This window comes from Streptomyces sp. NPDC057617 (assembly GCF_042800555.1).
Lineage (GTDB): Bacteria > Actinomycetota > Actinomycetes > Streptomycetales > Streptomycetaceae > Streptomyces.
The window spans coordinates 84,909-109,342 of sequence record NZ_JBHVGV010000005.1 but is presented as its reverse complement, the minus strand read 5'-3'; the positions used below and the strand labels follow the sequence as shown (position 1 = coordinate 109,342).

17 protein-coding genes are annotated in these 24,434 nt (G+C 70.4%); 3 read left to right on the top strand and 14 right to left on the bottom strand.

All coding sequences use genetic code 11. The annotated features are described in order from the left end of the window. Positions 1-162 precede the first annotated feature (162 nt). From ACFU9P_RS14420 to ACFU9P_RS14375, 10 genes are all read right to left on the bottom strand, one after another. Positions 163-1,455, bottom strand: coding sequence for an Ig-like domain repeat protein (locus ACFU9P_RS14420; protein ID WP_376387005.1), 1,293 nt, complete (start codon positions 1,453-1,455; stop codon positions 163-165). Further along, positions 1,452-3,581, bottom strand: coding sequence for a hypothetical protein (locus ACFU9P_RS14415; protein ID WP_376387007.1), 2,130 nt, complete (start codon positions 3,579-3,581; stop codon positions 1,452-1,454). Before ACFU9P_RS14415 ends, ACFU9P_RS14420 begins: the two co-directional genes overlap by 4 nt. Before the next feature lie 161 nt (positions 3,582-3,742). Continuing rightward, on the bottom strand, positions 3,743-5,317 hold the full coding sequence (locus ACFU9P_RS14410) for an Ig-like domain-containing protein (protein ID WP_384080266.1): 1,575 nt from the start codon (positions 5,315-5,317) through the stop codon (positions 3,743-3,745). 44 nt (positions 5,318-5,361) lie between these two features. After that, entirely contained in the window at positions 5,362-6,354 is a 993-nt protein-coding gene (locus ACFU9P_RS14405) for a hypothetical protein (protein ID WP_376382210.1), read from the bottom strand. Positions 6,355-6,486: 132 nt separating this feature from the next. Further along, positions 6,487-9,081 carry a hypothetical protein gene (locus ACFU9P_RS14400; RefSeq protein WP_384080263.1) on the bottom strand — a complete coding sequence of 865 codons (2,595 nt, stop codon included), beginning with the start codon at positions 9,079-9,081 and terminating at the stop codon, positions 6,487-6,489. Beyond that, positions 9,078-10,865: a phosphate ABC transporter substrate-binding protein PstS gene (locus ACFU9P_RS14395; RefSeq protein ID WP_384080260.1), complete on the bottom strand. Its 1,788-nt coding sequence runs from the start codon at positions 10,863-10,865 to the stop codon at positions 9,078-9,080. Before ACFU9P_RS14395 ends, ACFU9P_RS14400 begins: the two co-directional genes overlap by 4 nt. Positions 10,866-10,979: 114 nt before the next feature. After that, positions 10,980-12,332, bottom strand: a complete 1,353-nt coding sequence (gene pstA, locus ACFU9P_RS14390) for a phosphate ABC transporter permease PstA (RefSeq protein WP_376382204.1) — start codon at positions 12,330-12,332, stop codon at positions 10,980-10,982. A 1-nt stretch (position 12,333) separates the two neighbouring features. Continuing rightward, entirely contained in the window at positions 12,334-13,353 is a 1,020-nt protein-coding gene (gene pstC / locus ACFU9P_RS14385) for a phosphate ABC transporter permease subunit PstC (RefSeq protein ID WP_384080257.1), read from the bottom strand. After that, positions 13,350-13,820: a hypothetical protein gene (locus tag ACFU9P_RS14380; RefSeq protein ID WP_376382201.1), complete on the bottom strand. Its 471-nt coding sequence runs from the start codon at positions 13,818-13,820 to the stop codon at positions 13,350-13,352. Before ACFU9P_RS14380 ends, pstC begins: the two co-directional genes overlap by 4 nt. Positions 13,821-14,197: 377 nt before the next feature. Next, the gene (locus tag ACFU9P_RS14375; protein ID WP_384080252.1) at positions 14,198-16,918 is read right to left on the bottom strand and encodes a carbohydrate-binding protein; all 2,721 of its coding nucleotides are present in this window, start codon (positions 16,916-16,918) and stop codon (positions 14,198-14,200) included. Between the two features lie 223 nt (positions 16,919-17,141). On the opposite strand from ACFU9P_RS14375, the gene ACFU9P_RS14370 reads away from it, so the two are divergent. Continuing rightward, on the top strand, positions 17,142-17,711 hold the full coding sequence (locus ACFU9P_RS14370) for an AAA family ATPase (protein ID WP_384080249.1): 570 nt from the start codon (positions 17,142-17,144) through the stop codon (positions 17,709-17,711). Between the two features lie 73 nt (positions 17,712-17,784). Here ACFU9P_RS14370 and ACFU9P_RS14365 read toward each other — a convergent pair whose 3' ends face one another. From ACFU9P_RS14365 to ACFU9P_RS14350, 4 genes are all read right to left on the bottom strand, one after another. Then, positions 17,785-19,410, bottom strand: a complete 1,626-nt coding sequence (locus tag ACFU9P_RS14365) for a hypothetical protein (protein ID WP_384080246.1) — start codon at positions 19,408-19,410, stop codon at positions 17,785-17,787. Next, positions 19,407-21,254, bottom strand: coding sequence for a flavin-containing monooxygenase (locus ACFU9P_RS14360; protein WP_384080244.1), 1,848 nt, complete (start codon positions 21,252-21,254; stop codon positions 19,407-19,409). Before ACFU9P_RS14360 ends, ACFU9P_RS14365 begins: the two co-directional genes overlap by 4 nt. 177 nt (positions 21,255-21,431) lie before the next feature. Further along, positions 21,432-22,157 carry a response regulator transcription factor gene (locus ACFU9P_RS14355; protein ID WP_384080241.1) on the bottom strand — a complete coding sequence of 242 codons (726 nt, stop codon included), beginning with the start codon at positions 22,155-22,157 and terminating at the stop codon, positions 21,432-21,434. A 110-nt stretch (positions 22,158-22,267) separates the two neighbouring features. Further along, positions 22,268-22,801, bottom strand: a complete 534-nt coding sequence (locus ACFU9P_RS14350) for a MarR family winged helix-turn-helix transcriptional regulator (RefSeq protein ID WP_384080238.1) — start codon at positions 22,799-22,801, stop codon at positions 22,268-22,270. A gap of 160 nt (positions 22,802-22,961) precedes the next feature. On the opposite strand from ACFU9P_RS14350, the gene ACFU9P_RS14345 reads away from it, so the two are divergent. Both ACFU9P_RS14345 and ACFU9P_RS14340 read left to right on the top strand, forming a co-directional pair. Beyond that, positions 22,962-23,741 (top strand): SDR family NAD(P)-dependent oxidoreductase, encoded by a 780-nt coding sequence (locus ACFU9P_RS14345; RefSeq protein WP_384080234.1) that lies wholly within the window; start codon positions 22,962-22,964, stop codon positions 23,739-23,741. 112 nt (positions 23,742-23,853) lie between these two features. Next, positions 23,854-24,309 (top strand): MarR family winged helix-turn-helix transcriptional regulator, encoded by a 456-nt coding sequence (locus tag ACFU9P_RS14340; protein WP_376382190.1) that lies wholly within the window; start codon positions 23,854-23,856, stop codon positions 24,307-24,309. Positions 24,310-24,434: the final 125 nt, after the last annotated feature.

Below are 24,434 nucleotides of genomic sequence, written 5' to 3'. Positions count from 1 at the left end.
GGGGGGGGGGGTGGGGGGGGGGAGGGAGGGGGGGGGGGGGGGGGGGGGGGAGGTGGGGGGGGGTGGGGGGGGGGGGAGGCGTGGGGTGGGTGGGGGGCGGGTGGGGTGTCGGGCTGGCCGGTGGGGCGCCGACCACGCGCTCCAGGGTGTCCTGGGTCACCGTCAGCTCACCGTCACTGACTTGCTGGTGGCGACACCGTTGGCGAATCCGGCGCGCTTGGCGGTGACCGTGAGGGAGAGCTTGTGGCCCTTGTCGGCCTTGACCGCCGTGTACGTGGACTTGGTGGCGCCGGAGATGGCCTTGCCGTCCCGCTTCCACACATAGGTGTACGACTGGGCCGCGGGGGTCCAGGTGCCGGCCTTGGCGGTGAGCTTCTTGCCGACCTTGGCGGTGCCGCTGATCGCCGGTGCGGTCGTCGCCCTCAGCGCGGGGCCGGTGGCGACGGTGACGGCGGGGCTGGTGGCGGTGGTGGTGCCGCCGCTGTTGACCCCGCTGGGCCGGCAGGAGAGCTTGTGCGTACGGTCCGCCGCCCCGAGGACCCGGGTCGCTCCGGTCGCGCCGGTGATCGCCTTGCCGTCGAGCAGCCACTGGTGGCGGACGGTGGTGGCGCCGGTGAACTTCACCGAGCAGGTCACCGTGGAGCCGACCCGGACCGTGCCGGTGATCTTCGGCGCGGTGGTGACCGTCGGCGGACGGAGCTTGACGGTGTACGGGACGACCGCGGACGACGAGGCGGTGTGGTTCGCCGGATTCGCGGGTGTGAACTGTGCCTTGAGGCTGTGCGCACCGGCCGCGAGGGCGGTGCTGGTGAGGGTCGCCGTACCGTTCGAGACCGTGACCGGCGGGCCGTACGGGGAGGTGCCGTCGTAGAAACGGACACTGCCCGGCGCCGTCGAGGGGACGATCTTGGCGGTGAACTTGACCGCCGAGCCCTGGACGGAGGAGCCGGCCGGGGACAGCGCGAGGGACGCCGTCGTCGCCACCGCGGGCGCGGTGCTCTGGTACGCCGTGTTCGAGGTGAACCAGATCGAGCCCTTGAAGTCGCCGTACGTGTCGGAGCCGAAGGCCCTGCGGCAGGTGACGGTGAACTCGTACCGGCCCTGGAGGGTCTTGAACCCGGCGGTGCTGGCGTAGTCCCGCATGGTCTCGGTCAGCGGCACCTCGTACCCCGAACCGGTGGTCGGGTAGATGGAGAGGGGCGAGTTGCCGACGACGTTCTGGCCCTCGGCGGGGAAGCCGGAGCCGGTCACCTTGACAATCAGGTAGTCCGCGGGCTCGGGGCAGGTGCCCGAGGTCTTCAGGGACATCGGTGTGACGTCGGTGCCGGTGGCCGGGGTCGCGGCGAGGGTGCCGAGCGTGTCGGCCTGTGCCGCGGGCGCGCCGAGCAGCACCGTGCCGCCGAGGGCGACGGCGGCGGCGCTGAGGAGCGCGGTCAGGGTCCTGCGGGCTGTCATCGCCGACCGCCGTTCGGGAAGGTGAGCAGTCCGCGGCGGCGGGCCCAGACGACGGCGGCGGTGCCGAGGGCGATCAGGGCCGCGGCGGCGACACCGAAGATGCCGGCCTGGGCGCCGGTGCTGGCGAGGGCGCCGCCCGTACCGCCGGAGGCGACCTCGGTGGAGACATCGGTCGAGCCGCCGGAACCGCTGTCCGCGCCGGCGTCGGCACCCGCGTCGGCACCCGCGTCCGCGCCGCCGTCGGTCGTACCGCCATCGGCCGAACCGCCATCGGCGCCGTCCGTGGTACCGGCGTCGGTGCCCGGGTCACCCGTGTCCGTCGGATCGGGCAGGCCGGTGTCGCTCGGGTCGGGAGCGGGCTCGCTCGGGTCCGCGCTGTCGCTCGGGGTCACGGAGCCGGACGGCGTCGGGTCGGCGCTCTCCGAGGGGTCGGGCGAGGTCGACGGGTCGGAGGGGCCGGCCGGGTCGGTGTTCTGGTACGTGGTGTTGGAGGTGAACCAGATGGAGCCGGTGAAGTCGCCGTACGTGGTCTCGCCGAAGGCCTTGCGGCAGGTGAGGGTGAACTCGTACCGGCCTTCGAGGGTCTGGAACCCGGCGATGTTCGCGTAGTCGCGCATCGTCGAGGTCAGCGGCACCTCGTACCCCGCGCCCGGGGCGACCGGGTAGATGCTGACCTGCGAGTTGCCGACGACGTTCTGGCCCTCGGCGGGGAAGCCCTTGCCGCCGACCTTCACGATCAGGTAGTCGGCCTCTTCGGGGCAGACCTCGGAGGCCGTCAGGTTCACACCCGAGGTGTCGGTGCCGGTGGCCGGGGTGACCTTGAGCGTGCCGGCCGGGTCGGCGGCCTGCGCGCCGGGCGCGCCGAGCAGCAGCAGGCCGCCCGCGGCGGCCAGGAGGGAAGCGGTGGCGCCGGCGGCTGCCGGACCGGATATGCGCTTGGAAAGCATGGAGGTCTTCTCTTTCTTGGACACGGACGTGGGTACGGAAGGGGTGGACGCGTGGGGCGCGGACGCGGTGGAGCGCGCGGTACGGGTACGGCGCCGGCGGCGCAGCGTGAGCCAGACCGCGGCGCAGACGGCGAGGACCAGCAGCAGCGCGAGCAGCGCCCAGGGCACGGTCCAGAAACCGGCGGACCGGTTGGCGCTGGGCAGCGCGGGATCGATGTCGCCGCCGACCGCGACCGGGTCGACGGTCACCGTGGCCGTCGAGCGCATGGCGGGGAACACCCCGCGCACGGTGGCGGTGACGGTGAGGGCGTTGCCCGGCAGCAGTTCCTTGATGTCATGGACGCCGGGTGCGCGCACCGGGCCGCTGAGGGCGTTGCGTACGCGTACGGTCTGCCGCGCCCCGAGCCGTACGTTCCCGGTGTTGCGCACGGTGTAGGTGATCGTGGCCGAGCCGCTGCCGAAGGGGTTCGCCGTCCCGTGGTAAGTGGCGTTCAGGTTCTCCACGGTGAGCTGGGGCTTCAGCTCCCCGGCCACCCTGATGTGGACGCGCGCCCCGACGCGCTGCTCGACCGCGACCCGGTCGCCTTCGGCGCCGGACCCGCCGGAGGAGAGCGCGGCGACGATGCCCGCGGCGTGATCACCGGGCCCGGCGCCGCGCGGAACGGTCAGGGTGAACGGCACGATGGCACGCCCCCGGGCGGGCACGACCACACTGCTCTTACCCGTCTTGACCCAGGTCCCGGCGTCCTTGGACGGGCGCCCCGCGGCCAGCAGATCGAACCCGCCGTCGGCGGTGTTGAACGCGTCGCTCGCGTAGACCTTCAGCTTCAGCGGCCGGGTGCCGTAGTTGAGGACGGCGATATGGTCGCGGACCACTGCGCCGGGCGTCGCGCTGTACGAGTAACCGCTGCGCCGGTCCGGCTTCTTGGGGCCCGAGGGCTGCACCCCGAAGGTGGTGCGGCCGCCCTTGTCGCGCACCGGGCCCGAGGCATGGGCGGCGGGGCCCGCGGTGAGGACGAGCAGGCAGGCGAGTACGCCGGCGAGCAGCGCGGTCACGAGGAAGCGGGCCTGGACAGCGCGAGCCCGGCCGAGGCGGACCCGCGCGATACGGGCCTGGCCGAAGCGGGCCGGCGTGGCCGGCAGAGCCGGCAGGGTGCGGGCCTGGAGGGAGCTGGTCATGTCGGGGCGTCCGATCGGGGCCGTTCTTCAGGGTTGTTGGAAGTGCGTGGCAAACAGGCGTTGGCCTGGAACCGCGCCGGTGGGGGGGGGGGGGGGGGGGAACCCCCCCCCCCCCCCACCTCACGCGACCGCGGGGTGCGCGATCAGCGCGATCGGCACGGTCAGATGGCCGTCAGGGTGAGCGTGGCGGTGTAGGTGCCGGCCACCGTGGACGTCGGGACGTTGAGGCTGAGGTCGGCACCGAGGTGCGAGGTGCCCAGGCCCTTGCCGTTGGCGAGGGTGCGGGACGACTTCAGCCCGGCCGTGCCGCTGTCCGCGGGCTCGGCGCCGGCGGCGGCGTCGACCTTCGCGCCCGCCGTGACGGTCTGGGCGGAGACCTTGTCGATGACGTTCGGCGTCCAGCCCAGGTTCTGGCCGTTGATGGCGTGGGTCGCGCCGTCGGAGAAGTCGGTCACCTGGCCGCTGACGGTCCACCCCGGGTTACCGGCGCGGGTGTCGGTCAGGGTGACCGGGTTGAGCGCGCCGGCCGTCGTCAGCAGCTCGCCATTGGCGTCGAGCTTCGGCGAGGGCAGGACGACATGCGGGTCCTCGACGCTGATGACCAGCGCACCGGCCTCGACGGTCGTGGTGATGTCCTCGGAGGTGGACACCCCCGCGAACGCGCCGACGGTGAACGGGACATTGCCCGAGTCGGAGGCGAGGTAGGCGGCACTGTTCTGCGGCACGAAGGTCGCGGTGAACGAGTGGTCGCCGGGGGCCAGGCTGCTGGTGGTCAGCGTGGCCTGGCCGCCCGCCACCGGGACGGTGCCGAGGGTCGTGGGCGTACCGCCGACGGTGTCGGTGAACTTCACCGAACCCGCCGCGCCCGCGGGCGTGACGGTGGCGGAGAGAGTGACCGGGCTAAACTGCTCGGCGGAGTCCGCCGGGGACACGGCCAGCGCGGTCGTGGTGGGCTTGGCGGCCGCGGCGTTCACCTGGTGGGTGACGGCCGCGGAGACCGAGCCGTTGTACGAGGTGCTCGCCGGCGTGAACTCGGCGGTGAGCGAGTGGCTGCCCGCCGCCAGGTTCGTCGTGGTCAGCGTGGCCGCACCGGCGGCGACGGTGACCGGGCTGCCCAGCGCGGTGGCGCCGTCACGGAACTGGACGGTGCCGCCGGCGCCCGCCGGGGTGACGGTGGCGGTCAGGGTGACCGCGTCGCCCTGCTCGGTGGAGCCGGACGGGGAGACCGCGAGCGCGGTCGTGGTGTCCGTCTTCACGTCCGGGTCGTTGGTCTGGTACGCCGTGTTGGACGTGAACCAGACCGAGCCCGTGAAGTCACCGAGGCTGGTGCCGTTGAAGGCGGTGCGGCAGGTGACCGTGAAGGTGTACTTGCCCTGGAGGGTGCTGAATCCGGCGATGTTCGCGTAGTCGCGCATCGTCGAGGTCAGCGGGATGACCATCCCGCCCTCGGGGGTGGTGTTGTACGTCTCGATCGGCGCGTTGCCGACCACGTTCTGGCCGTCGGCCGGGAAGCCCGAGCCCTTGACCGAAGCGATGACGTACGAGGCGGTGTCCGGGCAGGCGCCCGAGGTGGTGAAGCCCATGCCGGTCTCGTCGGTGCCGGTCGCGGGGGTGATGGCGAGCGTACCGATCTCGGCGGCCTGGGCGGCCGGAGCGGCGATCACGCCGGCCCCGATCGCCACGGTGGCGGCCGCGAGAACCGCGGACAGCGCACGGCGGGGTCTGTGGAGGAACACGGTGTCAGATCTCCTTCGTAGGGGTGCGGGGTACCGGTTCCGGATCAGGGGGTCTGCTTGCTGGTGTCACCGCAGTTCGGGTTCGCGGCGAACCCGTAGGTGTTGATGACACCGGTCTGCTGGCAGATGAGGGAGTTCGAGCCGGCGAAGACGGTGCTCCAGGGAGCCGTACCGATCTTGCTGGTCGGGATCACGTTGTAGACGTCACGCTTGACACCGAAGTCGTTGTTGAGCGTGACGGACGACTTGCCGTCGATGGAGCCGAGGATGGCGCGGCCACGCACGTCGGCCACGGTCTGCGAGCTCTGCGCGATGTACTGCGCGATGGAGAACGGCACGATGGACTTGTCGTCCAGCACGCGGCCGTCGTGCTCCTGGACCGGGGAGCCGTTCTTGGTGTCCTTGATGCAGGGGTACACACCGGCGACGACATCCGCGTCGACGATGCCGACCTGGGACTCCCAGAAGCTACGGGTGCCCGAGCCGGCCTGCGGCAGCAGGACGGTCAGGTTGTAGTTGGGGCCGTTCCCCACGAAGGCGGGGTCACAGTGGTAGATCGCCTTGAGGTCGTTCAGGGTGAGCTTGCGCGGCAGCACGCTGGAGGGCGTGATGGCGTACGAGACACCGTCGACCGCGAACGGGACATAGGTGAGGCCGGGGTTGGCCGCGCCCAGGCTCAGGCTCGACGACCGCGCGAAGTCCAGGCAGTTGTCCTGGGCCTGGAGCGAGTTCAGCAGCGCGGTACGGCCGGCGCCGGAACCGTTCGGGCGGTTCATGGTGCACTTGTTGTTGACCGCGGGGTCCTTCGTGGTGATGGTCGCACCACCCACGGCGTTGTACGAGCCGATCACCTTGGTGCCATTGATGGTGACGACCTGGGACAGACCGTTCATCACATCCTGGGTGGTGTCGGAACCCACACCGGAGAGCTGGCGGTAGGTCGGCGTACCACTCGGCTCGGCGGAAGCGACAGTGCCGACGGTGCCCGCGATCAGCAGCGCGCCCGCCATAGCCATCAGGATCTTCTTCTTTTTCACCTTCGTGTACCCCTCAGATAGGCTTGCGCCTGGTGATGAAACCGCGATCGCTCGCGGGTGGCCGGGTTCCGGCCGTTCCGGAACATCCGGCTGCCGGCCGGGGGCGGTGGCTGCCGCCCCCGGCCGGTCGTCTCAGGTGGTGTCGTCCTCCCGCCTCAGAGATCTGATTCCGGCCGCGACGACCGGTGCCAGCCTCGGCAGGAGCGGGCCGCCGACAGCGGCCGCGATCCCGGTGATGAGCACGATCAGGACGACATAGCGCACCGCGCCCAGGGCCCAGGGCGGGGTCAGCGGTGAACTCGCCTCCGCTCCGGCCGACTTGGGCGGTGCGGTGGAGGCGCCGGTCGCGCCGGGACTCGGGGAGCCCGAGGGCGCCGCGCTCGGCGCCCCCTCGCCCGGGGCTCCGCCGCCCGCCGGCACGCCGGCGCCTCCCGTACCGGAAGCGGCGCCGTCACCGCCGCCTGCCGCTCCCCCTCCCCCGCCCCCCGTGGTGGCGGGGTGGGTGGAGTTCTGGCCGCCCTCCTGGGGGGTCTTGCCCGCCTGGGCCCGGATGGTGGCGGCAGCCTGGAGGGCCTGGGTGCGCAGCGCCTTGGGCAGCGGCGCGTACCCCTCGGGCAGCGTGCCCGCCGCCACACCGGGCGTCTGTCCGCCGCCTGCGGCATAGGTCAGGAACTCCGCGTAGTCCTTGCCCTCCTCGGCGGTCAGCTGGGCCGGCGTGGTGGCCGCGTAGGTGAGCGAGGTCAGCGGGTAGGCGCCCTTGGCCTTGGTGGCGGGCACGGACTCGGCCACCCCCTTGACCGGGCCCGGCTTCATCGCCGCCTGGCCGGCCAGCAGCCCCGCGGTGGTGGGCGCGACATACTGCCCCGCTCCGTTGCGGAGCTGGGCGGGGATCAGTCCGTACCGCAGGGCCGTCGCGCTGTCGGCCACCGCGAGCATGGCCCGCTGGCCGGCCGGCTGCGCCGGGTCCTTCTTGTAGATGGGCGGGGACGCGGTGTTGTCCCAGGAGGTACGGGCCAGCGAATCGCCCCGGCCCGCGGAGCGGGCGGCCTCGTGCATGTCGTTCGCGTACGGGTGCTTGTCCTGGATGCAGAGCGGGCGCTCGGAGTGGTCGGGGAACTGCTGGCAGAACGGGTCGCTCTTGGGGAAGTTGTCCAGGGGCAGGTCGAGTTCGCGGTAGTGCGGATTGACCGTCATCCCGGAGTTGGCCGCGTCGCCGTACTTGCCGGCGTTGTCGGGCGTCCCGTTCAGGAACTCGCGCGCGGCGGGGTCCTGGTCGATCCATTCCCACAGCAGCCGGGCGGTGTCCGACACCGCTTGCGGTACGAGGATGTCGCCGAGCTTGCCGCCGAAGTCGAGCTGCGCGTACTCCGGGTTGAGCCGGGTGAACTCCGGGTCGCGGCCCAGGTTGAACGGGTTCTTCTCGGTGCTCGGCGCGAAGCGGGAGTTGCCGTCCTGGTACGACTCGGTGAGCAGCTTCGCCACCAGGCGCTGGCTGAGCTTGAGGGAGGTGAGCCTGCGGCCGTTGCGGGCCCTGACCTCCTCGGGCGCCGAGAAGGTGGACTGGCTCTCGATGAGGAAGCCGATGGTGAGCCCGGAGAGCGCGACCGGCGCGTACACCGGGGTCCCGCCCAACTGCATGTCCTCGGCGGTGGCCGGCCGGTTCAGGAACACCATGCCGGGGTTCTCGGAACCGAGCGTGCCCCGTGCGGAGTCGTCACCCACCGTGGCAAAGCGGAAGGCCGTCCTGCTGCCGGTCTGGCAGAGCGCGGGCTGCCAGCGGAGCACCGCCTCCTTGGACATCTCGGTGCCCAGGGTGGAGCGTTCGTCGGCGCCGAGCTCGCAGAACTGGCCGATCCGCTCGAAGCGCAGGGGGACGACCAGACGGTGGGCCCAGTTGCTCGCGGAGAGCGGCGACGACTGGAGGAGGCCACTGGGCTGGGTGGTGTAGGGGGTGCCGTCCACCTCGGTCCGGCCACGCGGTACGACCACCAGCCAGCAGCGGCGGCCCTCGTTCTGGGCGGAGCTGCCCGCAATGGGCTCCCCGCAGCCGAGGCCGGGGGCCTCCACGGCGGTCTGGGTTTCGAAGTAGACCTCGCCGGTGCCGTCGGGGTTGGTCCTGGCGTACGGGACCTCGTTGCTGGTGTTGGAGTCGAAGAAGTTGTTGGAGTTGCCGTGCGGCTCGGTCTCCCCGTCCACCGGTCGGAAGGCGACATAGGAGACACCGGTGTCCGACGGGGGCGGCAGGGTCTGCTTCTCGTCGCGGAGGTTGCCGTAGCTGAGCTGGCGGGTGTTGGTGTAGGCGCCCGCGGGCTGGTTGCCGGACCCGGCGCCCAGCTCCGAGGAGCCGCCGAACTGGCACTGCTCGGGGTCGGGCCCGGCCGCGTTGTCGCCCCAGCACTGCATGACCTGGAGATAGTCGGCGGCGTAGGCGGTGTCCGAGACGGTCGGCGCCCCGCCGGTCCAGGACACCTTGACGACCTGGTTGACCAGGTGCTGGGTCTGCTCGACCGTGACCTTGAGCCCGGCGAAGTCGCCCTTGCCGGTGACGGTCACCGGCGAGCGTCCCGCGGTGGGGTTGTCGGCCGCGCCCGCCGGGTCGGCGCCGCCGAAGAAGGCGCCCGCGCTCAGGGCGCAGCAGAGCGCGAGGACGGCAGAGGTGAGCGCGCGGGCGGCCTTCGTCCGGTGCCGTGAGGTGAGGGTGCCGCTCCTGCGGCCGGTGATTCTCATGACGTCCGCTTCCTCACCGTCAGATAGCGGGACAGCAGCGGAGGTCCGACCGTGACCACCACCAGCAGCAGGGCCGCCAGCACCATCAGCACGAGTCGCAGATTGCCGCCGAGCGTCCCCGAGGTGGAGACCGGTACGGCGAAGGCCTCGCCGCCCCCGCCCCCGCCGGCCCCGGCCACGTCCCCCGTGCCGCCGGTCTGGGCGCCCGCCGCGATCGGCTGGCCGGTGTCCGGGTCGATGGCCGTGCCCGCGCCGCCGCCGGTGGCCGCGCCGGCTGTCGTCGCGCCGCCGGTCGCACCGCCGGTCGCGCCCGCGCCCTGGGCGCCGGAGCCTCCCGTACCGCCGCCGCCCGTGGCCGTACCACCGGAGCCGCCGGTGTCACCGCCACCGCCCGTGGAGCCGCCCGAGCCGCCGCCCGAGGCCGAACCGCCCCCGCCGCCGCCCCGGGGGACGGTCGGCGTCCTGTCCCCGCCGGTGCCGGTGGAGCACTGGGTGGCACCCTTCCGGTCACAGGCCGGCGGGTACGGGGCGCTCTTGGCGAGGGTGTTGGACCCGTCGGCGGAGAAGGTCGGGTTGTGGCAGTTCTTGATGTTGATGTTCTCGACGTTGACGCCGGGGATCTTCCGTACCTGGGTGAGCCCCGCCTGCACCAGGTTCACCGGCAGCGGCGAGAAGCCGAGCTCGTCGACGTTCTGCTGCCCCTGGCAGAGGAAGTAGTAGGCGAACGCACCGAGTGTCTTGCCCTTGTTGGGGTTGAACTTGCCCTCGACCTTTGTCGGGATGATCATGTAGCTGTAGCTGGACAGCGGGTAGTTGCGCCGGTCCTTGCCGTTGTAGACGCCGTCGAGGATCTGGGTGAGGTACTCGGGCGAGGAAGTGTTGTTGTTGATCCGCGCGTTGAGCAGGGCGACGGCCACGTTCCTCGCTGTCGGCTCGGTGTAGTAGCCGGCCGCGTTGAGCACCTTGACCACCGGGAAGTGGGTGGTCTGGACGGCGTAGGAGTACTCGACATAGGTGATCGTGCCGATGTTGCCCTTCTCGGCGACATACCCCGAGACACCGTTGGACCCGGACTGGGCGACAAAGCCGCTGCCCGGCACCAGCGGGTAGTTGGAGGTGGTCCCGCAGGGGGTGCCTCGTCCGGCCTTGGCGCAGTAGCCGTTCCAGATGGACGGGTACTGCTTGGCCATCCAGGTGGTGAGCTGGGCCGTCGTGCCCGATCCGTCGGAGCGGACCACCGGGACGACCTTGCGGGCCGGGAGCGACGAGGCCAGGGACGGGTTGTCGGCCTTGATCGCCGGGTCGTTCCAGAACTTGATCTCACCGGTGAAGATCCTGGCGAGTGCCTCGCCCGACAGCCGCAGATTGGTGACCCGCTGGTTGCCGATCTTCAGGTTGTACATGAAGGACGTACCGCCGGCCACGATCGGCATGTACGCGTATTTCCTGGAGGGCGGCGAGTCGACGACCCCCGAGTCCTTGATGCCGTACGGGATCTCGGAGACGGCGTAGTCGGCGACGCCGTTGCGGAACTGGGTACGGCCGTCCGAGGAGCCGGTGCCGTTGTAGGTGACCGACATGCCGTACTGCCTGACGTTCGCCACCCACTGGTCGAGCGCGTTCTTGCTCCAGGTGGAGCCCGTGCCGGAGATCGGGACATAGGTCGCGGCGGTGGCGGGGACGGGCCGGACGAGACCCAGCAGCACGAGCGTCGCGAGGGCGACGGCCGCAAGGGCGGCGCGTATCGGTCTGCCGGGCAGCGGCGCCGGATGGGTTCCGGACATCGGGGGGCGACTCCTGTCGGTATGGCGGGGGCGGTGGTGGGGGGCTCGGCGGCTCGCCTGTACGGGGTACGGGGTGGCCGGCCCGGCGGGCGGAGGGGCCGGGGGTACGGAGGCTCAGTTGCTGAGTTCCTCCACCGGCCCGGGTGGTGGCCCGTCCGTATCCGTACGCCCTGCCGGCCCGGAGCCCGGCCGGGCCCGGCCGCTCATCCGCTCGGCGTCCCGGCGCGAGGCCAGGACCCTGCGGTGGGTCTGGCGCCGGGTCAGCTCGCCGGGGCCGCGCCCGCCGATGATCCTGGCGACGACGAAGAGCAGCAGGACCAGCCCCATGAGCAGGGCCGCCGTCCCGAAACCGCGGGCGATGAAGTTCGGCTCCGGGGACCGTACGAGTTCGAAGGTGGCCAGCGGCAGCGACACCTGGGGGCCGTGCAGCGGATTGAGGTTCATGTTGGTGGTGAACCCCGCGGTGAGCAGCACCGGGGAGGTCTCGCCGATCCCGCGCGCCGTGCCGAGGATGACAGCGGTGGTCAGGCCGGAGCGCGCGGTGGGCAGCACCACCGTCCACACCGTCCGCCACTGGCTGGCGCCCAGCGCGAGGGAGGCCTCGCGCAGTGAGCCGGGCACCAGCCGGATCACCACGTCGGAGGCGCGGATGATGATCGGCAGCATCATCACCGAGAGGGCCAGGGCCGCGGCGAGCCCGGACTTGTCCAGGCCGAGGATCAGGATGGCGGTGGCGTAGATGAACAGGCCGGCGACGATCGACGGCAGGGCGGTCATCGCCTCGACGATGGTCCGTACGAACCGGGCGTAGGCGCCCGGGACTTCGCTGAGGAAGACCGCGCAGGCCAGCCCCAGCGGCACGGTGATGACCAGGGAGATCGCCATGTGCTCGACCGTTCCGGCGATGGCGTGCAGCATGCCGCCGCTGGTGAGCGGCTGGACGGGTCCGGTGACGGACATGTCCTCGGTGAAGAAGTTCAGATGCGGCAGCGCGGACCGGCCGCGCCACAGGGTGTAGACGACGACGAACACGAGCGCGCCGACCACCAGCACGGCGAGGCTGTGGGTGATGACCGCCGCGACCCGGTCCCGTACCGCCATTCCGTTCTCCGAGAAGGAGACCAGGACGGCGTACAGGCCCACGAAGAACAGATAGGCGACCACCACGAAGCCGAGCGGCCCGTCGAACGGCGCGATCCGGGTGAACAGCACCACGGTCAGTCCGAGCGACCCGGCCAGGGCGCCGAGCAGCGCGCGGACGTCGTCCGCGCGCACGGTGGAGGTGGAGCGGCGGGCCTCGGGCCTGCCGGTGTCCTCCGGTGGTCCGGGGCGGACGGTGAGGGGGGCCAGGGGCTCGGGCACAGCGGTGGTCCGATTCGTTTCGTGCTTCGTCAGGTGCGGGGGCTGCGTCTGCGGCGCGTGCGTCCGCGGGTCGGGCTGGGGCGCCTGCGTGTACGGGGTCGTCATCTCAGGCCTCCGTCCCGGCGCCGGAGCGGCTGCGGGCCACGATCGAGGAGGCGACGAAGTTGACGACCAGTGTCATCAGGAACAGCGCGAGCCCGGCCGCCATCAGCGCGGACATGCCGAAGTCGCTGGCGGAGCCGTACCGCAGGGCGATCAGCGAGGAGACCGAGTTGGTGCCGTTCTCCAGGATCCGCGGCTGGATCACAAAGGCCGGCGAGATGATCATGTAGACCGCGATCGTCTCGCCCAGCGCCCGGCCGAGGCCGAGCATCGTGCCGCCGATGATGCCGCCGCGTCCGAAGGGCAGGACGACCGTCTTGATCACTCCCCACCGGGTCGCGCCGAGCGCGTACGCCCCCTCGCGTTCACCGACGGGCGCCTGGAAGAAGGTCTCGCGCATCACCGAGCAGGCGATCGGCGTGACCATCAGCGCCACCACGATCCCGGCGATGAAGGTCGAGGAGGTGTAGACGGTCATGGGCGCCAGCGGGTCGCCCGGGTCGGCGCCGTTCACCTTGAAGATCGGGATCCAGGAGAAGTAGGTGGAGATCCACCGCGAGAGCCCGACGATATGGGCCTGGAGGAAGAAGGCCCCCCAGAGCCCGTAGACCACGCTGGGCACCGCGGCCATCAGGTCGATCAGGCTGACCATGGTCCGGCGTACGCGCCGGGGCGCGTACTCGGTGATGTACAGCGCCGTGCCCATGGCGAGCGGCAGCGCGAAGGCGATGGCGACGAGCCCGATCAGCACGGTGCCGGTGAGGACGGCCGCGATGCCGAAGTGATGGGAGTCGGGCTCCCACGCCGAGGTGGTGATGAACGAGCCCTTCGCGACCCGCAGCGCCTCCCAGGCGCGGTAGCCCAGGAAGGTGCCGACGAGCAGCATGATGACGAGCACCACACCGCCGCTGCCCCGGGCGAGGCCGCGGAAGAGCTGGTCGGGCAGTCCGGCGGAGCGCTTGATCGGCCGCGGCTGGTCCTGCGCCCCTGGGGCGGGCGTGGGAACGGGTGCCGTGATCGTCATCGCGCACCCGCTCCGGCGGCCCGCGCCTTCGGGGAGTCCGGCTTCGCGGAGTCCGGCCGTACCCTCGGCGGCCGGTCGCCGGGCGGCTGCGGCTGGCGCCTGGCCGAGAGGGGGACCAGACCCGCCGCGAGGTGCGCCTCGGGGACGGCCTTCACAAAGTTCCCCAGGCTGTACTGGCATTCGCGCTGGCGCTGGTACGAGCGGCTGGAAACCGCGACCGCACGGCCGTCCAGGTCGAGCCGCCAGATCCACAGCCCGGCGGCCTCGGAGACCGTGATGACCGGCCGGGTCCTGGCCATCCCCGCGCGCAGGGCCTCGACGGCGGCGCGGCAGGCGGCCAGCCCGGGCTGGCTGTCACAGGCCTGGCCGAGACCGCGGTTGTTCGCGCCGAGGAGGCGCCACACCACCGAGACGGTGCCCGTCTCGGCGTCGGTTCTCGGTACGAACAGAAAGCGCGGGTGATTCATGGCCCAGCCCCCCTCCCGGCCGCCGTCCGGCGTCCGGCAGATATTGGCCGATTCCCATCATCGGCCGACCTGACCCTCACGGAGCGCGGAAGAGCGGCGGGCACGGATGAGTTAACACCGGACATCCGAAAAGGGAACGAGGTGTGCAGGGGCCGCACAAGAGAGGCGGTCCCGGGACGCCGGGCGGAGTCCGCCCACCGTACGGGCTGGGGAACGGGTGAGGGAACGGCCGGGGCCCGGCAAACCGCTGACGGTCTGCCGGGCCCCGACTGTCTTGATCCTTACGGTCCTGCGGGTGTCTTCCGCGGTGCTTCTACGGGTGATCGCCAGGGACGATCACCAGGGTTGATCATCAGGGGCGATCGCCAGGGTGATCGCTAGGGGGTGATGCGGAACGCGTCGATCATGCCGACCGCAGTGCTCCGGTTGACGACCCGGATGGTGTGCTGCCCCCGCGAGAGCCCCGTCTTCTGCCAGACGGTCTGCTGGACCTGCCGGGCGCCGGAGATTCTCAGATCCACCGTCGCCTGGAAGGCGTTGTCCAGATAGACGTCGACCGTCCCCATGTCCCCGTTGCGTTCGGAGAGGTACTGGATCCCGGTGCCGGTGAAGGTGTACTGCGCCGTCGCGCCCACCGTGTTGCTGTGGTGGGTGTCGTCGTTGTAGTCGCCGTAGCCCCGCCCGGTGGTGAGGTACCAGTTGCTGTCGTACGTCACCGAGGTGTTGTTCACCATCGGGTTGGGCGTCGAGCCGAGCCCGAGCGTGGAGTTGGTGCCGGCCAGGGACTTGGCGTCCTGGTTGGCCGTCCCGGTGAGCCGGGTCGAGGTGTACGAGCTGAGCGGCTTGGCGGTGCGCTCGATGACGTACACCGTATTGGCGGAGGTGCTCAGCGCGAATTCGGCGGCGCTGGTGGTGAGGACGGTCGCGTTGTCGGAGACGCGGCGGACCCGGACCTCCTGGGTCCCCCAGGGATTCACGACGCGGGTGCTGTTGCCGTACTGGCTCTTCAGCCCGACGTATTTGATCTCGCCGGCCTCGCGCTCCGAGCTGACCAGGAATCCGCCCTTGGCCAGCAGACTGAATTTGCCGACGAAGCTGGAGTCACCGGGCACGGCCGGGAAGACACGGATCTTGTCGTTGTACGACTGGAGCAGCGACTCGTTCATCGCCGAGAGGTGCACACCGAGGTACTCGAAGACACCGTTGGTGTTGGAGGTCAGGCCGTTCGGATAGTTCTGGTACTGGCGCAGCATGGTCTTCATGCCCTGGAACGTCTGGTCACCGAGCCCGAGCCGGGCCGCCTGGACCGCGTCGTTCGCCCAGACATTGCCGTACGGGAACGGCCGGGCGTTCCAGGTGTTGATGGCCTTCTGCTGGTCGGGGTAGCCGATTCCGGTACGGTCGTACGGCCAGATGATCTCGGCCGCGACATTCTCGTTGTTGCGGGTCTGGGAAATCGGCGGGGTGTGCGGCAGATACACATTGGAGTCCGCCGGGTACGCGATCAGATTGTCCACGACCCGCTGCCACTGCGGCCGGAGACCGGAGTCGAGCCCCAGCTCCGTGCTGACCTGGATGGCCAGCGGGAACACGGTGCGCACGGCGGCCAGGTCCGTGATCGCGTTCGGTACGTTCCAGTAGGTCTCGTGCGAATTGGAGGTCGCGACATAGTACTTGCCGGTGCCGCTGTCGTACGAGAGCTTCGCCGTGTAGAACTTGGCTACCTCACGCAGGAACGGATAGGCCGTGTTCCGCAGGTAGTTGTTGTCGTTGGTGTACTTGGCCTGGAGGTACATGTTGTACGCGGCTTCGGCGCCGGTCGACCAGATGTTCTTGGTGTAGTCGCTGTTGACCGTACCCCTGGCATTGCCGTCCCAGCCCATGGTCTCGGGCACCCAGAGGCCGTCGACGTTGTATCTGGTCTGGGTGTACGCCTTGAGGGCGTTGTAATTGCGGCTGTAGAGGCGGTTGAATCCCTCGAAGAGATCGGCGTGGTTGGAGGCCAGGAACGAGTTGTAGACGTCCCGTTGGTTCCAGAACCAGTACGAGTTGCTCCACTTCGTATTGTCCCCGGTGGCCCGGAAGGTACCGTTGATGAAGTGGAAGGGATAGTTGCCGTAACCGCCGGCGGCGATCATATAGGTGCTGAGGTAGTAGACGTTCTCCATGTAGTCCGCTTCACGGGACCCGTTGGAGTACTGCACGAACGACTTCTCCCAGAACGCGTGCCACCAGTTGCGGTAGTTGTTCAGGGTGTTCGTGTATCCGGTGTTCTTCACCGAGTTCAGCGCGTTCTTGGCCTGGGTCACGGAGTTGTTGTTCGGGGCGTTCAGCCGGCTGCTGGCGGTGAACCAGATCGTGTAGCTGTTGGTCGGCGTGATCGTCAGCCGTACCTTGCGCCCGTCGATGACCTGCGCGTTGTACGCCGCCCCCTCCACGGTCGCCGCGAGGGTGTACCCGAAGTTCTGCGGATCGGCCTGGCCCCGGCTCAGCCCGGCGCCCGTGGAGTCCGCGTAGGTGGACACGGTCTTCCAGGTGTCCAGGTTGGGCACGTCACCGCTGTTCCCGAGCCCGGCCACATCCCACAGGCTCAGATCGAGCGAGATGTTCGACACCCCGCTCCGGGTGTCCTCCACATGGATTCCCATCACCTCGGAGTTGGGCGACCCCATGACGGTGACGGTCCTGTTGTTGTCGTACTTGGTGGTGAGCGTCCCGTCGTACAGCGAGAGGCGCTGCTGGTATGTGGAGTACCCACTGTCCATCGCCGGCGTGGTGGCGAGATTCACCAGCCCGGCCCCGAACGCGGTCTGCTGCGAGGTGTCGACCCCGGACACCTGCATGGACAGCCCGTTGTTCTGCCACGCCATGGCCCCGATCTTCCCGTTCCCGACGGTCAGTCCGTAGTCGGGATTGGTGTTGGGCCGGTTGTAGACGATGTCGTGCTTGGACAGATAGCTCCCGTAGTCCACATTCAGCGCACCGGTCGCGTTGTTGAACGCGGCATCGGTGGTGGAAGCCACCGCCGGCCCACCGGCGAGACCGCCCAGCAGACAGACGGCGGCGAGGACGAATACGACTAGTCGGTTGGGTCTCATCGTGTGTCACTCCCACGAGTGGCGAGGCGGCGCCGGAAGGCGAAGGGGGGAACTTCAGATACGTGACGTACGCGATGGCGCGTTGATCCATGAAGCAGCAAGGTGACATGTTCGCAACACGCAGTGAACATCGGAGGTTTCCCCCCGTCAAGCCTCTCGACACAACTATCGGCGCCCAGCACCCACACATTGATCGGACCACCGGCCATGCGAAGATTCGGCCATGGCATCCCCGACCCTGATCACGGTGAGCGGCCCGCCGGGCACGGGCAAGACGACGCTCGCGCACGGGATCGCCCGGTCGCTCGGCTGCCCGGCGGTCTGCCGCGATGAGATCAAGGAGGGGATGGCGCACTCCACCCCGGGTTTCGAGGCCGCCACCGACGACCCCCTGTCCTGGCGGACCCTCACGGTGTTCTTCGACGTGCTGCGGACCTTGCTGGGAGCCGGAGTGACCGTGGTCGCGGAAGCGGCCTTCCAGGACAGGCTGTGGCGGCCGAACCTGGAGCCCTTGGCCGGGATCGCGGACATCCGCGTGATCCGCTGCACTGTGGACAGCGCCGTCGCCCATCACCGGATCGCCCGCCGGGCCGACGGGAACGCGCTCAGGGCGGCGCATGCCGATCGCGAGCTGCTGAAGGCCATCGCCGATGGCGGCCGGCCGCTGGAGTCGTGGGTGCCGATCTCGCTGAACGTACCGACGCTGGTCGTGGATACGAGCGACGGCTACGACCCGGCCATCGGGGAAATCGTGTCGTTCGCCGGACGGCCGGTGGCCGACCGTACCGGCTGAGAGCAGCGGCTGGCCGGCCGCAAGGGCGCAGAAGCTCTGCCGGAGCGGGCGGCCCCGGCAGAGCTTCGTTTGGTCAGGACAGGTGCAGGATGGTGCCTTCGCCGTTGGCTGAGAGGAGCAGGGTGCCCTCCGGGGTTATGGCCAGGCCCGCGAACTGGGCCGGTGGTGCCGGGATTCCGGGAGGTGGGGGCGGGGTGGGGCGGGTGATGCCCGGGGGGAGGCCCACCGGGAGGTTCTCCGCGTCCACGCGGCTCTCACCCGTGGTGAGGGAAATCGTCCGCAGGTGACGGTGTGTCACCTCCACCGTGAACAGTTCGTCGCCGCGGATGGCCAGGCCCTGGGGTGCGCCGAGGCCGTCCGCCACCGTCACCAGGGTTCCTTCGTCCAGGCGGAACACCGCCCCCGCGCGGTCGTCGCCGGCATAGCAGCGGCCCTCGTCGTCGAACGCCACGTCCACCGGGTGGCCGAGCCCCTCCGCGAGGACGCTGAAGGTGTCGTCGGAGCCGATCCGTACGATCCGGCCCGCGCCCGTCTCGGCGATCGCCAACGAGCCGTCCGGGGCGACCGCGATGCCGGTGGGGCCGGTCAGGCCGGTGGCCCGTACCCGCGAGGTCTTCGCCACGGGATCGTACGTACGCACCTCACCGACCTGCGTCGTCAGGTGCAGGACCTCGTCGTCCGCAACCACCCCGTGCACGAACGGCAGTATCTCCCGGGTGGTCACCGACCCCGAGCCGTCCGGGCTCGCCAGGCTGAAGTGGTCCGCCGCGTACACCGTGCCGCCGAGATCGACCGTCACCCCGAACGGCCCGTCGAACCCGCGCCGGACGATCTCCCGCGTCCGCCCGTCGGCATGCATCTCCGTGACCCCGCCGCTGGCGTAGCTGGAGACATACATCCGGTTCTCCTCGTCGAACGCCGCGTTGTCCAGCCCCGCGACCCCCGTCGTGACGACCGTCCGCGCACCGGAGCCGAGATCGATACGGGTCACGATCCCGGCCGGCCCGCGCGACAGCACCACCAGGACGCCGCCGCGGTCGAACCGTACCGCCACCGGGTCGTGCACATCCTTCGCGACCAGTTCGGGCACCCCGCCGTCCGGGGAGATCCGCCAGACCTCGTTGGCCATCATGTGCGGGTAGTACAGCAAGCCGTCCGGGCCGAGCTGCATCGCGTTGCCCCAGGCCAGCCCGTCCGTCAGCACCACCGGCTCGCCGCCGTCCGGGAACAGCTCCATCAGCCGGCCGTTGCCGCGCATCTCGTTGACGAAGAGGCGGTCGCCGACGCAGGTGATGCCGTTGGGGACCCGCACCGCGTCGGAGATCAGGGTGTACGCACCCGAAGGGCTCCGGCGCCACACCTTGCCGGGGGTCAGGTCGGCGATGTACATCGAACCGTCCGCCCCGAAGGCCAGATCGTCCGGCGCCTGCACCGGGCCGTCCAGCGCCACCACCACATCGACATCGCCCGAGACCGGATCCACCGCGCTGATCTGTCCGGCGATGAACTGCGCCACGTACAGCCGCCCGTCGGGGCCGAAGGTCACACCGTTCGAACCCCACAGGGGATTCGGCAGGTTGAGCCTGGCCGTGTCCCAGCGCTTGCTTGTGGCCTGCCACCGGCCGGTCTCGTCGTACCGGCTGGGTCGACTCACCGGCCCTCCCCGGCTCGTACCGCCGCCATCACCGAGCGCGTTCATTCGACGATCGCCTCGCTCATGTCCCCGTCCGTCCGCCAGCGCGTGATCAGCTCGTAGAACTCGATCGGCCCTCCCCCGTACGACTCGCTCTGCCCGGACGGCCTGCCCTCGTTGTTGTAGTAGCCGGGCGTGCACTCGGCGAGGAACCGCTGCGCGTTCCGCGCCTTCGCCCGGATCGTCGCGACCCACGCCGCCTGCGCCTCGGCCGTCGGCTCGACATAGCGGGCCTGCCGCTTGCGCGCCTCGGCCACGACCTCGGCGATATGCGTCGCCTGCTCGTCGAGAACGTGCACGAAGTTGACGGAGACGGCGTTCTGCAGGGCGCCGAGGTGGAAGAAGTTGGGGAACCCATGGCTGTAGAAGCCGTGGAGGGTCTTCGGGCCGTCCTTCCACGCCTCCGCCAGAGTGAGCCCGCCCCGGCCCCGGACGTCGAGTCCGGCCCGCTCGGCCGGCGGGACGCCGATGTCGAAGCCGGTCGCGAAGATCACGCAGTCGACCTCGTACGGGACACCGCCCACCACCACGGCGTTCTCGGTGATGCGCTCGACGCCCTGCCCGGCCGTGTCGACGAGCGTGACATTGGGGCGATTGAACGTGGGCAGATAGGTGTCGCTGAAGGTGGGCCGTTTGCACATGTAGCGGTACCAGGGCTTGAGCGCCTCGGCCGTCGCGCCGTCCTCGATGACCGCGTCCACCCGGGCGCGTATCTCGTTCATCTTGGTGAAGTCGGCCAGCTCGGCCAGCCGTCCCAGTTCCTCGGGCGGGACGTCCGGATCGCCTCCCCCCGGTACGAAGGTCTGGAGCAGCCGGGCGCTCGTCGTCCAGCCGTCCGCGACCAGGTCCTCCTCGGCTCCCCCGCCGGCCACATGCGCGAGGAAGTTGTCCCGGCGGCGGCGCTGCCAACCGGGAGTGACCGACGCGGCCCACTCCGGATCCGTGGGGCGGTTGGCGCGTACGTCGACCGAGGAGGGCGTGCGCTGGAAGACGTACAGATGCTGCGCGTCACGTCCGAGGTGCGGTACGCACTGGATGGCGGTCGCGCCGGTGCCGATGACGGCGACGCGCTTGTCGGCGAGCTTGTGCAGATTGCCGTCCGCGTCGCCGCCGGTGTAGCCGTAGTCCCAGCGGCTGGTGTGGAAGGTGTGGCCGCGGAAGTTCTCGATGCCCGGAATACCCGGGAGCTTCGGCCGGCTGAACGGCCCGCTGGAGACCACTACGTACCGCGCCGCCATCCGGTCGCCGCGGTCGGTACGGATGATCCACTCGTGGTCGGTCTCGTCCCAGTGGAGCCGCGTCACCTCGGTCCGGAAGCAGGCGTCGTCGTACAGCTCGAACTTCCGCCCGATCGCCTGCGCGTGCCGCCGGATCTCCTCGCCCGGCGCGTACTTCCAGCGGGGTATGTAGCCGACCTCTTCGAGCAGGGGCATATAGATGTACGACTCGATGTCGCACTGGACGCCCGGATACCGGTTCCAGTACCAGGTTCCGCCGAAGTCCCCGGCCTTCTCGATCACCCGGATCCGCTGCACGCCTGCCTGTCGCAGCCGCGCGCCGGCGATCAGGCCGCCGAAGCCGCCGCCGATGATCACGGCGTCGACGCGGTCGTCCAGGGGCTCGCGGCTGAAGTCCGTTTCGGTGTACGGGTCTTCGACGTAGTAGCCGAACGCGCCGGTGGTGCGCTGGTACTGCGCACTGCCGTCGGGACGGATACGGCGATCGCGCTCGGCCCGGTACCGGGCGCGGAGGGCGTCCGGATCGAAGCCGGGATCCCCGGGGGTTTCGTTGGCTTCGTTGGATTCGTTGGTGTCGGTGGTTTCGGGGGTTGAGGCGTGGGGGGTGGACATGCGTTCCTCTCTGCGGTTGCGGGAGGGAGCGTTGCGGGCTGTGCTCATGCAACCGGATCGGACTGACACCCCCCGGCCAGTTGCCTGACGGCAAGCTGACATGAGGAAGGTCACATGTCCGGGGGTACGGACGTGGGGTTACGGGGAGCGCGCATGCACAGGCGGTACGGCCCGGCCTCAGCGCCCCAGCCAGTAGCCGAAGCCCCGGCGGGTGTGGATCAGTCCGGGCTCGTCCCGGTCCTGGTCCACCTTGTGCCGGAGCCGGGAGACGAGTTTCTCGATCGCGTTGTCGGCACGGCTCTCGCCCCAGACATGCCGGCAGATCTGTTCCTTCGACAGGACCCGTTCCGCGTTGACCAGCAGATGGCGTAACAGCCGGTATTCCGCCGGGGTCAGATCGAGCGCCCGCCCGCCGCGCCTGGCCCGGCAGGTGGCGTCGTTCAGGACGAGATCCCCGTACCGTGGCGCCCGCTCCAGCCGTTCCGGGCCGCGGGCGCGCAGTAACACCTGTGCTCTGGCCAGGACTTCGGCGATCCGGAGCGGCTGGGTGACATAGTCGGCGAGACCCAGGCCCATTTCGGGGACGAGCCGGCCCAGGGATTCACAGGCGGTCAGGAACAGTACGGGCGGCCGGTCGGCGGGGGCGACACGCGGATATCCGGTGAAACCGTCCGACTCGGCCAGTCTCGTATCGATGACCACCAGATCGGACGGGTGCTCCGCGAACCGCACCACCGCCTCGGGGATGGTGCCCGCCGTGCCGACCTGATAGCCGGCCAGTTCCAGGGTGGTCGCGAGCAGTTCGGTCGTCCCGGGGTCGTCGACGACGACCAGGATGCGCTGCCCGTCCCCGCGAACCGGCGAAGGGATCCCACCGATGCTTCCGTTGATGCTTCCATGCATGGAAAGACCATTCGTGTGTGCCCGCTGGTGCCCGCTGCTCGCTGGTGCCCGCCGCCCGCTTGCGTCACTGCCCGGTGTCCGCCTGTGCCCGCCTGTGCCCGCTGCTGGATTCAGGCAGGGTGCGACGCGCCGCCGTCCCCCGGCACGGGCGTGGCTTCGAGGCCCTCTTCGTCAGCGTGGGTGATGAAGTCGTCGACCATCCGGTTGAACAGGGTGGCGAGCTGCCGCAGCTCCTCCGGTGACCAGGCGGCCAGGGCCACTTGCATCGCCCGGCAGCTCGCCTCGCGGATACGGTCGACCGTCGCCCGGCCGGACGGGGTGAGCTGGATGCGCTGCGCCCGGCGGTCGTCCGGGTCCGGTACGCGGATCACATAGCCGGCCTTCTCCAGGTGCTGCACCTGCCGGGTGATGTGCGAGGCCTCCACGCCCAGCCGCGCCGCCAGCTCGCCGGGGCGGAGCGGATCGGACTCGGCGATCTGCCGCAGGAGCGCCACGGCGGCCCGGTCCAGCGGCACTCCGGCCATGGCCATCAGACGGTCGTGCTGCCTGACCCGGCCGGTGAGATAGGCGATACGGGTGAGGGCGCGCTCGATCCCGGCCGTGTCCGGCGAGACGGGGGCGGCTGCCGGCGGCGGTGTGGACATACGCCCACTTTACCAGGCAGTTGCCTGACTCAAGCAATCTTGCCAGGCGGGCCCTCTGCTTGATTGACTCAATCAACTCAATCAGCCAGGCAGCTCAATCAGTCGGGCAACTCAAGCAGTCAGAGAAGCGCAGTCGCAGTCAGAGAACCAGGGAGCATCCATGAGCAGCAGCACCGGCCTTCGCACCGGCCTTCAGGGGCGCAGCGTCATCGTCACCGGAGCGGGATCGGGCATCGGCAGGGCCGCGGCCCTGCGGTTCGCCCAGGAAGGCGCGCGGGTCACGCTCGCGGATCTCAACCGCGAGACCGTCGAGCAGACCGTACGGGAGATGGAGACCGCGGGAGGCACCGCCCGGGCGGTCGTGGGCGATCTCGGCGACCAGGAGGTGGTGGACCGGGTCGTCGCCACGGCCGTGGACGCCTTCGGCGGCCTGGACGTCCTGGTGAACAACGCCGGGATCATGGACCGGATGTCGGCCCTCGCGGAGACCGACGACGCCGAGTGGGAGCGGGTGATACGGGTCAATCTGACGGCCCCGTTCCTGCTGACCCGGGCCGCCCTGCCGCACATGCTGGCCGCGGGCGGCGGCTCGATCGTCTTCACCGCGTCCGAGGCGAGCCTGCGCGGCAGCGCCGCCGGCGCCGCGTACACCGCCTCCAAGCACGGTGTCGTGGGGCTGACGAAGTCCCTCGCCGTGATGTACCGGAACGAGGGAATCCGCGCCAACGCCGTCGCCCCCGGCGCCACCGCGACCAATATCCGGGTCGACGCCCAGGGCCGGTCCCACGGCCCCGGCACCATCGGTCCGTATGTCGCCCTCGCCGGGAAGGTGGCCGCGGCCGAGGAGCAGGCCGCCGCCATCGTGTTCCTGGCCTCCGACGCCGCGAGCAACATCAACGGCGCGATCCTGCCCGTCGACAACGGGTGGTCCGCGATCTGAGCGACCGCGCCGCCGGTCAGCGGGCTTGACCGGTCAGCGGGCCCGGCCGATCAGCGGGGCCCGTACTGAAGCCGGTGTTCTCGGAGCCCGGGCTCTTGAGAGGATCGGAGGCATGGACAAGCCCACGCACTTGATCGAGTTCGAGACGATGGTGCTCGGGCGGCACCTCCTCCTCAACACTCCCCGGTCGCGGGGCAGCGACGGCCGGCTGGAGCGCAGCGCGTACATCCTGCTCAGCCGGATCCTGATGGAAGGCCCCATGTCCATCGGGCAGTTGAGCGACGCCTTCGGCCTGGACGCCTCCACCCTCAACCGGCAGACCGCCGCGATGCTGCGGGCCGGGCTGGTCGAGCGCATTCCGGATCCGGAGGGCGGTATCGCCCGTAAGTTCCGGGTCACCGCCGAGGGCGAGCGCCGCCTCGACACGCACCGCGCGGAGACCGTCCAGGGGCTGGAGAAGGTGGTGGCGGACTGGGCCCCGGAAGAGGTCTCGGCCTTCGCCGCATACCTCAAGCGCTTCAACACCAGTATCGAGAACCTCGACGGGCGGCCCTGGCCCCGGCCGTGAGCGGCGCCCGCGCGGCGTGAGCCGTGCCTTCGTGCCTTCGCCGCTTGGTGCGGGCGGGGTGGCGGTGTGCGGGCCGGGGCGGCGGCGTGCAGGGCGGGTGGCGGTGTGCGGGCCGGGGGCCTCGC